13 protein-coding genes are annotated in these 15,473 nt (G+C 37.7%); 9 read left to right on the top strand and 4 right to left on the bottom strand.

Going from position 1 to position 15,473, the window contains the following annotated elements; genetic code table 11:
• Positions 1-98 (top strand): hypothetical protein (locus H4J52_RS04830; protein WP_220460028.1); only part of this gene is annotated, 98 nt, incomplete at its 5' end.
• Positions 99-497: 399 nt separating this feature from the next.
• Here the strand turns inward: H4J52_RS04830 and H4J52_RS04825 are convergent.
• Entirely contained in the window at positions 498-2,501 is a 2,004-nt protein-coding gene (locus H4J52_RS04825) for a methyl-accepting chemotaxis protein (protein WP_182181161.1), read from the bottom strand.
• 254 nt (positions 2,502-2,755) lie between these two features.
• On the bottom strand, positions 2,756-3,619 hold the full coding sequence (locus H4J52_RS04820; RefSeq protein WP_182181162.1) for a sterol desaturase family protein: 864 nt from the start codon (positions 3,617-3,619) through the stop codon (positions 2,756-2,758).
• 125 nt (positions 3,620-3,744) lie between these two features.
• Here H4J52_RS04820 and H4J52_RS04815 point away from each other — a divergent pair, with 125 nt between their 5' ends.
• Positions 3,745-4,971: an imelysin family protein gene (locus H4J52_RS04815; RefSeq protein ID WP_182181163.1), complete on the top strand. Its 1,227-nt coding sequence runs from the start codon at positions 3,745-3,747 to the stop codon at positions 4,969-4,971.
• A 78-nt stretch (positions 4,972-5,049) separates the two neighbouring features.
• Positions 5,050-6,579 carry a di-heme oxidoredictase family protein gene (locus tag H4J52_RS04810; protein WP_182181164.1) on the top strand — a complete coding sequence of 510 codons (1,530 nt, stop codon included), beginning with the start codon at positions 5,050-5,052 and terminating at the stop codon, positions 6,577-6,579.
• Positions 6,580-6,831: 252 nt separating this feature from the next.
• Here the strand turns inward: H4J52_RS04810 and H4J52_RS04805 are convergent, their stop codons facing one another.
• Both H4J52_RS04805 and H4J52_RS04800 read right to left on the bottom strand, forming a co-directional pair.
• Entirely contained in the window at positions 6,832-7,797 is a 966-nt protein-coding gene (locus tag H4J52_RS04805; RefSeq protein ID WP_182181165.1) for an NAD(P)-dependent oxidoreductase, read from the bottom strand.
• A 59-nt stretch (positions 7,798-7,856) separates the two neighbouring features.
• Entirely contained in the window at positions 7,857-8,345 is a 489-nt protein-coding gene (locus H4J52_RS04800) for a putative 4-hydroxy-4-methyl-2-oxoglutarate aldolase (protein ID WP_182181166.1), read from the bottom strand.
• Positions 8,346-8,465: 120 nt separating this feature from the next.
• On the opposite strand from H4J52_RS04800, the gene prmA reads away from it, so the two are divergent.
• From prmA to purD, 6 genes are all read left to right on the top strand, one after another.
• Positions 8,466-9,347 (top strand): 50S ribosomal protein L11 methyltransferase, encoded by an 882-nt coding sequence (prmA, locus tag H4J52_RS04795; RefSeq protein ID WP_182224299.1) that lies wholly within the window; start codon positions 8,466-8,468, stop codon positions 9,345-9,347.
• Between the two features lie 194 nt (positions 9,348-9,541).
• Positions 9,542-10,507 carry a tRNA dihydrouridine synthase DusB gene (dusB, locus tag H4J52_RS04790; protein ID WP_182181168.1) on the top strand — a complete coding sequence of 322 codons (966 nt, stop codon included), beginning with the start codon at positions 9,542-9,544 and terminating at the stop codon, positions 10,505-10,507.
• 20 nt (positions 10,508-10,527) lie between these two features.
• Positions 10,528-10,815: a DNA-binding transcriptional regulator Fis gene (gene fis, locus H4J52_RS04785; RefSeq protein WP_070375036.1), complete on the top strand. Its 288-nt coding sequence runs from the start codon at positions 10,528-10,530 to the stop codon at positions 10,813-10,815.
• Positions 10,816-10,999: 184 nt separating this feature from the next.
• Entirely contained in the window at positions 11,000-12,601 is a 1,602-nt protein-coding gene (purH, locus tag H4J52_RS04780) for a bifunctional phosphoribosylaminoimidazolecarboxamide formyltransferase/IMP cyclohydrolase (protein WP_182224298.1), read from the top strand.
• A gap of 258 nt (positions 12,602-12,859) precedes the next feature.
• Positions 12,860-13,687 (top strand): class I SAM-dependent methyltransferase, encoded by an 828-nt coding sequence (locus H4J52_RS04775; protein ID WP_182224297.1) that lies wholly within the window; start codon positions 12,860-12,862, stop codon positions 13,685-13,687.
• Positions 13,688-13,771: 84 nt separating this feature from the next.
• Positions 13,772-15,058: a phosphoribosylamine--glycine ligase gene (gene purD, locus H4J52_RS04770; protein WP_182181171.1), complete on the top strand. Its 1,287-nt coding sequence runs from the start codon at positions 13,772-13,774 to the stop codon at positions 15,056-15,058.
• The last annotated feature ends 415 nt before the right edge of the window (positions 15,059-15,473 follow it).

Raw genomic sequence — 15,473 nt, 5'->3', positions numbered from 1 at the left:
TTATCAACCCAGTAGCGATGGACGAAGGTTTACGCTTCGCTATCCGTGAAGGTGGTCGTACAGTTGGTGCTGGTGTTGTATCTAAAATCATTGACTAGTTCCTGATTTTAGTTCTCACGAGAACTTAAAGAAAAGACGCTTAGGCGTCTTTTTTTTTAGCTGAAATTTAGGCTATTATAAATTATGTTAACGAGTGGTATTTCCTCATACCTATACTCACTATGAATATGGCTTAATCCTGATTTTAGTCCTCACGAGAACCGAAAGAAAAGATGTTTAGGCGTCTTTTTTATAACTACAATTTAGAACATTATAAGTTTAATACATCATAAATTTAGTACATTATAATGTTATATCTACAATTTTATAATTTTTCTAACAGCAGAGTATTTGTCGTCTGTATATTTATACTTAAATGTGGATTGTAGCTTTTGCTTTTAATAGGCAAATAAAAGAATGCATTAGCATCCTTTTATTTAATTTACTCGTAATCCTCACTAAACCTTAAATTGTTTTACAACGGTAGTTAACGCATCTGAATTTGTTTGTAACCCGGCTAGACTCTCAGCCATGTTTGATGAACTTTGAACGGTGTCATCAGCAAGTAAACGGACATTCTCGACACTTCGAGAAACTCCCTCAGCGACCGTTGCCTGTTGAGAGACAGCATCAGAAATTTCATGTGTTTGTAATTGGAATTTAGATATAACTGTATTGATATCGTTAAGCACGGTATGTACTTGTTTAATTAATTCGACACTTTGCTGCGCTTCATTTTGGCTGCTGTTCATGACCTCTACTGCTCTAGTTGCAGTACTTTGTAATTCATCGATTATTGATTCAATATTACTCGTAGATTCTTGTGTTCGTGAAGCCAGAGTACGAACTTCATCAGCAACAACAGCAAACCCTCGACCTTGTTCTCCTGCTCTAGCTGCTTCAATGGCTGCATTCAGTGCCAATAGATTTGTTTGTTCTGCTATGCTTCTGATCACGCTGAGAACTTCGCCAATACTTTGTGTACCATCTTTTAATTGATTAACCACATTCGCAGCAGAAATAACATTTTCAGAAAGTACGTTGATACCTTCTGTCGCTTGTTCAACAACTTTAACGCCATGCGATACCTTTTCTTCTGCTTGGCTGGCTAAACCATTAGACAATTTGGCATTACTAGAAATATCGTTACTGGTTTGTGCAAGTTCAGTGGCTGAAGTTGCTACCATTTCAATTTCTTGCTTTTGCCCCTCTATAATAATATTGGTATTATGCCCAATACTTGTAGCTATTTTTGTTGATTGATTGACTTCACGACTTATGTCGACAGTTTCTTTAACTAGTTGCTGAATTTTACTGACAAAACGATTGAATTCCTCAACAAGGTTACCTATCTCATCTTTTTTGACAACTTTAATTCGTTTAGTTAAATCGCCTTCGCCAGTTGCCATATCACTCATCGCAACTTGTAACATATTAATCCTTTTCATTAACGGTATTGCCATTAACCAAACCACGAAAGCTATTAAGGCTATTATCACGACCACCGTAATGCTTGAAGAAATAAAGGCTTGTTCTACAGGTTCTGAAATCAATCTATCTGGAACCAAAAATCCTAATTTCCAGCTCATTAATGGATAATCACTACTTACCTGATTAAAAATAACTTGATAGCTCTCTCCTTGCCAAGTGACATTCGAAGAGCCTGAGTTATTATTTGATATTTCAGTTTGTAATGAACCAAAGCCATTGGTATTGCTAAATTTTTTATCCACAGATGACATTAAAGAACCAGGTTTAAAGTCTTTATTAAAGCCAGGAAAAAATACTAATTGACCACTATCTGTCATTAAAAAAGCTTCACCTTCTCCTTGATATTTAATGTTAGCTAATAAATCTTTACCAATAGTAGTAATTAAAATATCAATGCCACCAATACCTATAAAACGCCCATCAGGTAAATAGTATGGTCCTTTTACTGTTGCTGATATTGAACCATCATTTGCATCAACGGCCGGATCAGTTACGTACATTTTTCCTTTATCAATGCCTTCCTGCCACCAGGGTCGTTTATTGGTAAAATAATCGGCATCGTTATATCGACCGTTTAAATCAAAATATTCATGGGTATTTTCTGCTCCAAAAAAGACACTTTTAATCGATGAGTCTTGATCTGAAAAATATTTAAAGTATTCAATCACGTCTTTATAGTTTTTATCATCATCTAAATTGGATAATCGTTGGTCATAATCAGTAAACCAGTCAACCACCAGCGGGTTAGAAAATATAGCGTGGTTTAATTGCCCTTTTGCAATAAAGAAATTACGCACTTCGCCTGATTGTTTACTTACAATGCTCTCAATAGAGTTATTTAGTTGTTTACGGGTGTCTTCGCTGATATCGGATAAAACAAAATAAGAGGTTACAATGAGAAGGAAAGCGACAGCGGTTGAGATACCAAAGACTAATTGAAGTAAAATAGAGCTGCGGAAGAAATTTTTCATATATTAATATCCGGATTAAGTAGATGTTTTAATTATTAAAGCGCTATTTAAATAGCGTCTCTGTATTTTAAAACTTTATCATGGCAGTTAACAAATCGCTATTGTGATATATAAAAATTTCAAACAACGTTGAATTACCCTGATTACGTACGTTGATTGTAATAAACGAAAGGAACTCTCTGTCAATTAAGTGTTGTGTAAGGTCAAAAAAACTCAATAATCCATTTTTATATAACGTATGTTGATCATCAACGTTATAGGCCAAAGTGGTGTACTTTATTATTTTTACTGGTTTCCCATGAATGAAAGGCTTTATCCCAAATGGCCAAGCAAGAGCCAAAGTTCTTATCATAGTGAACTTTTTTTCGGCTATGATGAATTTGATGCTGGGCAGGGCTAATAAATATATGCTCTAAATAGCCAAAACTTATCCATATATGGCTATGACGTAAATTTGCCGCAGCTAAGTTAAAAAGAAAATTGAATAAATTAACCCCTAATATCTCAGCGAAACCAATTACTCCATCAAAGGAATACATAAATACTCCACTGACTACGCCCACCACTAACACCCCTCGGCAATTATTTAAAATATATTCAATACTATGCACCCTATAAAGTGTTAACGGCGTTAATACAGTCGCACTATGATGGATAGCATGATACTTCCATAAAAAAGGAATTTGGTGATATAACCAGTGAACAAAAAAGCGTGAGAAGTCTTCAATAAAAAAGAGTACCAAACTAAACGTTATCACTACATATTGATAAGGCCAATGCAAAAAGTCCCCAGATCCAAAACTCCCAAGAAAGACTCTATTGACATAAAGAGCAACCGTTAAACTTGATGCTAGCAATGGCACTATTAACAGTGTCTTTAACATATGATTGATCAATATCCATTGGTAATCTCTGTAACAGGAATGATTAAACCAATACTTTATAGAAAAAGTGTTTTTGATAAATAAATGTAATACATTTTTATTTTTCCACGTAAAAATAGTCCCAATGACAAAACCAGATAATAAATATAGCCAATAAGTACGTCGTTCTATATCAATAAAAAAGAATAAGGAAAGTATGAATTCAGGAAGTTGTTCGATAAAGGGAAAAGCCATGTTTGAGTTATTCAGCGTGAAAATTAAATTTTATCTTCAATAAAGTAAAAAATCAATTGATAATCTAAATGATTGTGATTATCATTTGTATATCAAGTTTAAAGAATTATATTCAAAGAGAAATTATGAACAAAGTACTACTTAATGGCCTTATAGTATCAACGATAGCGGTACTTGCTGCTTGTCAAAATGATTCCGAAGATTTAAAGACCGTTACTCATATTGCAGATAACCATGCTGATATCGCATATGCCGCTTATACTGATTCAAAAATAGCTGCATTGATATTACAAGAGAGTGTAAATACCTTTATTGATGAACCAACCGAAGATAACTTGCTAGCAGCAAAGGGTGCATATAAAGCTATCAGAGCCCCTTATCAACAATCTGAAATCATGCGATTTGACAGTATTATTACCGTGGGTGCAAACCTAGATGCTGATGGCGGACCAGCGAGTGTTGATGAGTGGGAGGGGCAAGTTAATGCTTGGCCATTAGACGAAAACCATATCATCACCATTATTGCAGGCAGTGAAGATATTGATGTTGAATTATTATTGAATCAAAACGGTGCTGATGATAATGATGCCAACGTAACAACGGGTATTCATGCCGTTGAATTTATGTTGTGGGGAAGCGATCTTAATGGTACTGACGCGGGCTCTGGTGAACGACCAGCAACCGATTTCGCTATCGATGGTACATGTGTAGATTCAGAATGTGAGCGCAGAGGTCAATACTTAAAGGCAGTAACCGATTTATTAGTTGGCGATTTAACGGTTATGACCGATGAATGGAGTCCTACTGCAAAAATAACCAGTGGTACGTTAGCGTATAATTTTGTTAATAGTCCGTTAGCGCTTGATTATATGGTGGGTTCTATGATCACTATGGCTACCGATGAGCTTGCTTCTGCTCGTATGGGATCAGGTTTAAGTTTAGGAGACCCTGAAGAAGAACATGATTGTTTTAGTGATTTAAGTCACCTTGCTATTTATCATAACTTCCAAGGTGTTAAAAATGTCTTTTATGGTACTTATGAATCTGTAACTTATAGTATTTCCGGTGCTAGTTTAGCTGTGTTAGTCAATAGTAAAAATGCGGCAACCTATGAAGCCATTGATACAGCATTAATAAGTATTGAAGATAAAATGGCTCAAATTTTAGCTGCAGGAGAACGTACAGAAAACCCTGTTAAATTTGACCAAATCATTGGTCAATCAAGTAATGGTGTTGAGCGATTAATTGCTGAAAATGCAGTAACAGAGTTAGTAGCTTTAGATACCGAATTAGAGTTAATGGCCGAAGTTTTAGCATTAAAAAATATAGATACAGAATTTGACGGAGATTAAACGTTACGGTTTATCCCATTAAAATTAAGGCCTGCTTGTGCAGGTCTTTTCGATCGATATTAATGTTCAGGAAATGTAATGCATAACATAGTAAATACAACTATTTCTCTACTCGCTATATGTTTACTTGCCTCCTGCGGTGGCGGAGACAATAATACAACGCCAGTACCTGTTGACGAAAACACACTTATTGCACCGGCTGTTCCCGTCGAAAATGAACATTTATCAGGAGGAGAGGCGAGCATTAAAAAAGTGCAATCGGATGCCTTTTCAGAAAATTCTAATAATATGGTATCGGTTGAAAGAAAAAAAATATTTAACCTAGGAGATGACTTTTTTAATAACCCTTGGGTTGAAGGTAGTGCTAGTACATCGTCTCGTGATGGTTTAGGTGGATTATTTAATAATAATGCCTGTCAAGATTGCCATATTCGTGACGGACGTGGTCATGCGCCTGTCGATGAAAATGATACTGATTTTGATAGCATTTTATTTAGAACCGCTACTACTAATATCGGCTTCGAAGATAAAGACCTAATTTTACAATCGCTTAAAGCAAATGTGCCAGATCGGTACTTTGGCGGTCAATTACAACAGCACGGAATATCGGGTGTATTACCTGAAGTGAATTTACAGGTAAATTATCAAGATAAAGTGGTCTCTTTTACCGATAATACCAGTGTAACTTTACGTGAACCAAATTGGACAATTACCAGTTATAACCCAGAGACGATTTTTGAAGCAGATACTGTATTTTCGGCACGAGTAGCACCTCCAATGATAGGTTTAGGTTTATTAGCCTTAATTTCAGAAGCCGATATTTTTAAAAAAGAAGATATAAATGACAACGATGCTGATGGCATTTCTGGTAAAGCAAATTACGTGTGGAGTGTAAATAGTCAAAAAGCTTTATTAGGGCGCTTTGGCTGGAAAGCTGGACAACCGACTATTTTAGAGCAAAGTGCCGGCGCTTTTGTGAATGATATGGGCCTAACTAATCGTTTACATAAGAAGGAAACGTGTACAGAAGAGCAAAGTGAATGTTTAACCGCGCCTAACGGCAACGGTGACAGTGTGAATGATTATGATTTTGAAGTATCAGACCCCATTCTAGATGCAATTGCCTTTTATAGCTCGCATCTAGCAGTACCCGAACGTCGTGATGCTTATTCCAAACAAGTACTTATCGGCAAAGCATTGTTCATGCAAGCGGGCTGTCAAGGTTGTCACACCGAAAGTTATACGACGATTATCGATCAAGATCAGCCTGAGCTTTCAGAGCAAACTATTTTTCCTTATACCGATATGTTATTGCATGACATGGGGGAAGACTTAGCGGATTTTACCCCTGAAAATGAACCTGCTTCAGCTAATATGTTATATGAATTTTTAGCGACAGCGACAGAATGGCGTACTCCACCTTTATGGGGATTAGGTTTAGCCAAAGTAGTTGATCCACAGGCAACGTTTTTACATGATGGTAGAGCAAACACGATTATGGAAGCGGTACTCTGGCATGGTGGTGAAGCTGAAAATGCGAAGAACAAGGTATTAGCATTTACTCAAGAAGAACGTGTAGCGTTGTTGGCTTTTTTAAATGATCTATGAGTATTATTTATAATATAGTTACAAGAGTCATAGTGGAATTGAAAAAATTATAACTTCTCCAGATGAAGTGGGCCTTGCGCAAAGCACCACTTTTTCGAGGCGTTAAAGAGTTTCTTTAACGCCTTTTTTATATACGGTATGTTATGAACACATGAATTTAAGAGAGTGGCTAAACTCTCCTTGTATCGTTGCTATTTGTTTATGTGATTTAAAAATAATGAAAGCTAACCTGAAGAGTTGGCTTAGGTTGTATTAAACACCACTAATTAATTGTTTTTTAATGATGCTACTCGATAATAATGCGGAGTTTTCGGGTAATGGAGTATGTCCTGCTAATAAGTAAATAACCTTCTGTCCATTTTCAGCAAGCTCAAGTGCATGTTGGAAGTTGATTAATATCGATGAGGTAATACTTTGTGGGTACTTCTCAGCATCACGGCGTATATACTCAATAAGATCAATATTAACGTCATCATCATAAAATACAGCATCAGCAAATTGCATTTCTCGATGTGTTTGCAGGGTTAATTTATCTGGATTACCGTCAAGGGTGTGGACAAAAACGATTTCACCTTCGGGTGGCGTAATCTCTTGCTTAATACTGGAAATAAGCTGTTGCTCAGCCTTTTGTATATTGCCTTGTAATATTTCTTCACCAATAGGCCCTCTTAATATGCTTTCCCAAAAGGTACGGCGATTTCGAAGCCCTTTGACTCTTGCTTTCACATGGTCACGAAATTTGAAACAAAAATCAGCTAGCTTGCCATAGCCATTGGGTAATGTTTTTTCAATTTGTTCTCGAAGCATTCTTAACAGTATCGGCGCACTACCAGAACTAGACATTGCGATAATCATGGGTGAACGATCAATAATCGCTGGCGTAATATAGGTACAAAGCTCTGGCTGATCTACGACATTAGTTAAAATGTTGAGAGGCTGAGATTCAGCTGCAACCGCTTTATTTATATCACCATCGTCGGTAGCTGCTATGACTAAGTTAATACCGGTTAAATGCCCAGCTTGATAGTTATGATCTAACCAACGTAGATCATGTGTATTAACCAAACGCTGAACACTCATTGATAAGCTCTCAGCCATAACGGTAATGTTGGTTGTACTTTTCAGTAATAATTCAATTTTACGTGCCGCGACATCACCGCCGCCAATAATCATCGCAGAGATGTTGTTAGCATCAAGAAAAATGGGAAAATATTTCATTTAAATAACCTATATTGTTTTCATAGTCTCTGATATATATTTGTTAATATGATCAACGCTTAAGACGGGAGTGACAAAAGCGTTTCACTAATGGCTAAACCATTACTGTCGCCATATATAAAATGTCCTGGAATAAAATGAAGTCCAGCAAAGGTGATGGGCGTATTAACTTCACCGATACCTAGCTTTTCGGTTTTGATAGGGCAGCACCCCAATGCTTTAACACCTAATTCTAGTGTCGCAATAGTGCCTGCATCACGAATACAACCATTAATAACAATACCTTGCCAGCCGTTTTCAACCGCTTTTTCAGCAAGCATATCACCTAAAAGTGCATGAGTAAGACTTGCTTTACCGTCTACAACCATCACTTTACCTGTACCATCGGTATCAACCAAGGCTTTAACTTTTGAATTGTCATTAAAACAATCAACAGTAACTATTTCCCCATAGAATATTTTATTTTTACCATAATCGGTAAATAGCGGTTGAGCCAATGTTAATGCGTTAGGGTAAATGTCATATAAATCAGGGAGAAGATCGAGCATTGAAGAATTCCTTATGGGCCGAATAGAATATTATACTTGTAGTAAATACTCTATCAGAAGTCTATGTGGGTATTAAGGAAAAATGCTAAACTAGTGAAAAATTTATAGTGAGAACTTTTCATGCCTTGGATACAACTTCGCTTGAGTGCGAATGAAGAAACATCAGAAAAATATAGCGATTGGTTAAGTGCTTGTGGCGCTCAAGCCGTAACCTTCATCGACGCTCAAGATACCCCTATTTATGAGCCTCTTCCGGGTGACGAAGTTATCTATTGGCATAATACCGTGGTGATGGGCTTATTCGATGCCAGCCATGATATGGACAAAACAATTACTTATCTGAGAAGCATTCATCCCGATAGGAATGACATGGCTTATAAATTAGAGCAACTTGAAGATAAAGATTGGGAAAGAGAATGGATGGACAACTTCCATCCGATGAAATTCGGTGATCGTTTATGGATTTGCCCAAGCTGGCGTGACGTACCTGACCCCGATGCAGTAAATGTAATGCTTGATCCAGGTTTAGCATTCGGTACCGGTACCCATCCAACAACTGCATTATGCTTAACGTGGTTAGATGGTTTAGATTTAGTGGGAAAAACCGTGGTTGATTTTGGCTGTGGCTCAGGTATTTTATCGCTGGCGGCACTCAAGTTAGGCGCTAAAAAAGTTATTGGTATTGATATCGACCCACAAGCATTACAAGCAAGTAAAGCAAATGCTGAACGCAATGGTATTGAAGACCGTTTAGCGCTTTTTTTACCCAAAGACCAACCCAATCTTAAAGCTGATGTAGTCGTAGCCAATATTTTAGCAGGTCCATTACGTGAATTAGCGCCAACAATTATTGAGTTTGTTGCACCAAATGGCCAACTTGCATTGTCGGGTGTTTTAGAAGAACAAGCGAATGAACTGCAAAATATTTATGGTCAGTGGTGTGAGATGGATGCCATTGCAGTACAAGATGAGTGGGTTCGTCTTTCAGGTAAAAAAAATTAGTCAAAATTCCTGTTATTATTTGAGCAGTATTCGTTAGCTATTTGTACAAATTCTGCTCACATCAATAGTTTGCAAAAAGTCAATATTAAAAAAGCAAAAAAAAGCAAAAATTGTTCAATTTATATGCTTTTCAATTCCCTAAAAAACACGTAAACTTAGCGCCCTTTTGAATAGTAGCTCAAAAAAACAGCAACATGAATATAGGTTCGTATACTTTATCAAATAATGTAATGCTTGCTCCGATGGCCGGAATAACTGACCAACCTTTTCGACAACTGTGTTGTCAAATGGGAGCAGGGTTAGCCGTATCAGAAATGATTTCGTCTAATCCCAAAGTATGGCATACCGAAAAATCTAAACGACGAAGTATTCATAGTGAATTTGCAGGTATTCGTTCGGTACAAATTGCCGGTTCAGATCCTGAAGAGTTAGCGTTTGCTGCTAAAGTTAATGTTGAAAATGGCGCACAAATTATAGATATCAATATGGGCTGTCCTGCTAAGAAGGTCAATAAAAAGCTCGCGGGTTCTGCTCTACTAAAAGAACCTAAACTGGTTGAAGAGATTGTGCGAAGTGTTGTTGATGCGGTAAACGTGCCAGTGACACTAAAAATTCGTACTGGCTGGTGTGAAAATACACGCAACGGTATTGAAATTGCTAAAATTGCTGAACACAATGGTATTCAGTCTTTAGTCGTTCATGGCCGCACACGAAATGATTTTTATAAAGGTGATGCGGAGTACGAAACGATAAAAGCTATTAAGCAGGCGGTCAGTATTCCCGTTGTAGCTAATGGTGATATTACCAGCGCAATAAAAGCCGCGCAGGTATTAAATTTTACTGGGGCTGATGCCGTAATGGTAGGTCGTGGTGCCCAAGGGAAACCTTGGATTTTTCGAGAGATTAACCATTTCTTGAAAACGGGTGAACATTTGTCTGCCCCCTCATTGGAAGAGATTTGTCCGATAGTTATCGGGCATGTAAAGGATTTGCACAATTTTTATGGTGACTTTATGGGTGTCCGTTTTGCTCGTAAGCACGTTGCTTGGTATATGCTCGCGTATGACCAGGAGAAAAAATTTCGTTCTGTTTTTAATGCATTAGAGTCAACTACCGATCAAGTTGACGCATTAGAACTGTATTTTGATAATTTAAATTAACTAGAAAGAGTCTGAACTTTATGTTTGAACAAAATATTTCATCACCATTCGTTACTGGCAAAATCCAAACTCAAGCTGAGTATTCTCCATTACGTACTCAAGCTAAACAAGCGATCAGTAACTACTTATCACAATTAAATGGTAATGATGTAGATGATATGTACGACCTTGTACTTTCTGAAATCGAAGCGCCAATGTTAGAAGAAGTTATGAAGTATACACGCGGTAATCAAACACGCGCTGCCAACTTATTAGGTATCAATCGCGGTACTTTACGTAAGAAGTTAAAAAAATACGGCATGAACTAAAAATAAGACAGGTTGTTCCTGTCAATTGAAAGCACCCTAGGGTGCTTTCTTTATTTCTAGCTAAGGGGTTTTCTTAAGCTAGCTGCTCTTTACGAGTAGGGGATTTATCTCAACAAAGATAATTGCCAAGGACAAATGTCAACGGCCAGACAATTAAACTAACTTTAAGGTTAACAATAAAGCAATGGATACTCCACGCCCAATCAAACGTGCATTATTAAGTGTTTCTGATAAAACAGGTATTGTCGATTTCGCTCGTAGTTTAGCGCAAAAAGGTGTTGATATTTTATCAACCGGCGGCACAGCAAAGTTATTAGCTGATAATGGTATACAAGTTACTGAAGTTTCTAAATACACAGGTCATCCTGAAATCATGGACGGCCGCGTAAAAACACTTCATCCAAAAGTTCATGGCGGAATTTTAGCTCGCCGTGGTATTGATGAAGCCGTTATGACTGAAAACGATATTAGTGCTATAGATATTGTTGTCGTTAACCTTTACCCATTTGCTAACGCCGTTAGTGATGAAAACTGTACCTTAGAAAATGCTATCGAAAATATCGATATCGGTGGACCAACAATGGTTCGCGCTGCAGCAAAGAATCATAAAGATGTAACCATTGTCGTTAATGCCCAAGATTATGATCGTGTATTAGCAGAAATGAATACAAATAATGATTCATTAACTTACAAAACTCGTTTTGATCTAGCTATTGCCGCCTATGAGCACACCGCTGCTTATGATGGAATGATCGCAAATTACTTTGGTAAAATGCTTAGCGCCCACGGCAATGAAAATGCTGAAGTTAACTTTAAAGAGAAAAACAAATTTCCACGTACCTTTAACAGTCAGTTTATTAAAACTGAAGATTTACGTTACGGTGAAAACTCTCACCAAGATGCCGCTTTTTATGTTGAAGCGAATGCACAAGAAGCTTCTGTTTCAACCGCTAAGCAACTTCAAGGTAAAGCCCTTTCTTACAACAACATTGCTGACACGGATTCAGCTTTAGAGTGTGTTAAAGAATTTGACGAGCCAGCGTGTGTTATCGTAAAACACGCTAACCCTTGTGGTGTTTCAATTGGCGACAATATATTAGCTGCTTATGAAGGGGCTTATAGAACAGATCCTACGTCAGCATTTGGTGGCATAATCGCATTTAACCGTGAATTAGATGCAGACACAGCCGAAGCTATTGTTTCTCGTCAATTTGTGGAAGTTATTATTGCGCCAAGTGTTTCCGAAGCGGCTGCACAAATTGTTGCTGCTAAGCCTAACTTACGTTTATTAGAATGTGGTGAATGGTCTACAAAAACTACTGAATTTGATCTTAAACGTGTAAACGGTGGTTTATTAGTTCAAGACAGAGATCAAGGCAAAGTAACTCGTGACGAATTAAAAGTAGTGACCAAGCGTCAACCTACGACAGATGAAATGCGTGATTTACAATTTTGTTGGAAAGTAGCGAAATACGTAAAATCAAATGCTATTGTTTATGTTAAAAATAGCATGACTATCGGTGTTGGTGCAGGTCAAATGAGCCGCGTTTACTCTGCAAAAGTTGCCGGTATTAAAGCTGCTGATGAAAACTTAGAAGTTAAAGGTTCAGTCATGGCATCAGATGCATTTTTCCCATTCCGTGATGGTTTAGATGCCGCCGCTGAAGCTGGAATTACTGCCGTTATTCAGCCGGGTGGTTCAATGCGTGATAATGAAGTTATTGCGGCTGCCGATGAACACAATATTGCTATGGTGTTCACAGGAATGCGTCACTTCCGCCATTAAGTAGGTTTGCTTGTGGTTGGTTAAATAAAATTATTCGTTGGAAGTGCTCACGTAGATAAACTACGCTCCGCGCTTCCGCCTTTAATTTTCACTAACCCGCTTAAAGCATTTCCAATTAACTGCTTTATTATCCTTGTTGATAAAATGTTACATTTCAACAAGGCTAAACCCCTTTATTTTATCTCCCTTATCTGTTTCTTCTTTTAAAATCTGCTATAACATGTCGAGTTAACCTTTATTCTTGATATGGAAAAGCAAATGAAAACAATAAAAACTTTACTGTCTGCCTCAATCATTAGTCTGTCACTTGCCAGTGTCTCTTACGCTGAACAAACAAGTAAACCTATGGCTAATCTACAATTAGAGCAAGCTGTTGCTAGTGAAAATAGATCGGCGGCTAATAAAATGCGTGATCAATATCGTCATCCAAAGCAAACCTTAGAATTTTTTGGTTTTAATCCATCAATGACTGTTGTTGAAATTACCCCTGGTGGCGGTTGGTACACTGAAATTTTAGCTCCGGCGCTAAAGGGTAAAGGTAAATTAATTGGCGCGCATTACCCCGATACGGGTGAAGACAACTATTACAGCAATTCGCGTAAAAAATTAGTAAAAAAATTGGCTAACCACAAGATGTTTAGTGAAGTTGAGTTATCAAATTTTGTGCCAAAGAAAGCAAGTGAATTGGCGCCTGCAGGTACCGCCGATATGGTCCTTACTTTCCGTAATTTACATAACTGGGGAGAAGAGGGCGTAAGCCAAGTATTCATTGATGCATTTAAAGCATTAAAAGCTGGCGGTATTTTAGGTGTTGTTGAACATCGCTTACCTAAAGGCGCAACAGCTAACGATATGAATAGCGGCTATGTTTCTGTGGAGAAGACAATTGCACAAGCTGAAGCTGCTGGATTTACTTTTATTGCCAGTAGTGAAGTAAATGCTAATGCTAAAGACAAAGCAAGTTATGAAAAAGGTGTCTGGACATTACCTCCTTCACTTGCATTGAAAGATAAAGAGAGAGAAAAATATTTAGCCATCGGAGAAAGCGATCGTATGACGTTAAAATTTACAAAAGTAGCTAAATAATCTTAAGACTTGCGTCATAACTTCCCTTATAATGGCGCAAGTTTTTTAGCATATTTTCAAGTAAATAAAGTAGGGTTAAGATAAATGAATGTTTTAGTAATAGGTAGTGGTGGTCGTGAACATGCACTCGCATGGAAAGCAGCACAATCAGCACAAGTAGAAAAAGTATTTGTTGCACCAGGTAATGCTGGTTCAGCAACAGAGCATAAAGTAGAAAATGTTGCCATATCTGCTGGCGATACTGCTGCACTAGTCGACTTTGCTAAAACTCAGAACATTGCCCTTACGATTGTTGGTCCGGAGCAGCCGCTTGTTGACGGCGTCGTTGATGCTTTCCAAGCGGAGGGTTTAACTATTTTTGGTCCTAGTGCTAAAGCGTCACAACTTGAAGGTTCAAAAGCATTTACTAAAGACTTTTTAGCTCGTCACAACATTCCAACGGGTTGGTACCAAAACTTTACTGAAATAGAACCTGCATTAGCATATGTTCGAGAAAAAGGTGCACCTATTGTTATTAAAGCTGATGGCTTAGCAGCAGGTAAAGGCGTTATTGTCGCGATGACATTACCCGAAGCGGAAGATGCGATTAAAGACATGCTTGCAGGTAATGCTTTCGGTGATGCAGGGCACCGTGTTGTTATAGAAGAATTTCTAGATGGTGAAGAAGCTAGTTTCATTGTTATGGTTGATGGCAAAAACGTCTTAGCTATGGCAACGAGTCAAGACCATAAACGTGCTTATAACAATGATGAAGGACCTAATACTGGCGGAATGGGAGCTTATTCTCCTGCGCCGGTAGTAACTCCAGAACTTCATCAACGTATTATGAATGAAGTTATTTATCCTACTGTCCAAGGCATGTCAAAAGAAGGCGCACCCTATAGCGGTTTCTTATACGCCGGATTGATGATCGGCGCATGTGGCACACCAAAAGTTATCGAATATAACTGTCGATTTGGTGACCCTGAAACACAACCTATTATGATGCGTTTAAAGTCTGATATCGTAGCGTTATGTTTATCAGCTTGTGCGGGCGAATTAGATAAAGCAACGATAGACTTTGATCCACGTCCTGCTGTAGGTGTTGTACTTGCCGCTGGCGGCTATCCAGGAAGTTATAGTAAAGGTAAAGTTATTTCAGGCCTGAAAACTAATACGCACCCAGACAGAAAAACTTTCCATGCTGGAACGGCTCAAGTTAATGGCGACATAGTAACGTCCGGTGGACGTGTGCTTTGTGCTACTGCATTAGGTGAATCAGTCACAGAAGCTCAGAAATCCGCTTACGCATTATTACATGAAATTAATTGGGAAGAAGTGCAATTTAGAACTGATATTGCCTATCGAGCTATTGCTAGAGAGCAAAGCTAACTTATATATTTTAAGCGTTTAAACAAAAGCCTCTTTTAAGAGGCTTTTTTATTAACTAAAATTACTGGATCATTAGAGGATCTTCAAAGATAAATTTAATTGATCTTTGTAATATAAATACCAATAGAATAAGAAAAAACCAAATAAAGAACAAGTATGGTTGAATAAAGACCAATAAAACTACGGGTTGTACGTTAATTGCTCGAACAAATCTTTATTTCAAAGTTATGACAAAAAAGGGTTGACGCCCAGCGAGAAATGTCTAGAATGCGCTCCAGTTCCAAGGGGTGACCCAAAGGGCTGTTTTGATAAGTTAACTTCTCTTTATAAGAGCTAAAGAGTTAACTTAACGTTTTAAAATGAAATCTGAATTAACTTCAAATTAAATTAAATAAAACGTTGACATCGAAACAGA

This window comes from Colwellia sp. MB02u-14 (assembly GCF_014076915.1).
In the GTDB taxonomy this organism is placed as follows: domain Bacteria; phylum Pseudomonadota; class Gammaproteobacteria; order Enterobacterales; family Alteromonadaceae; genus Colwellia_A.
The sequence above is the reverse complement of the archived record's forward strand: the minus strand, read 5'-3'. Positions and strand labels throughout refer to the sequence as shown.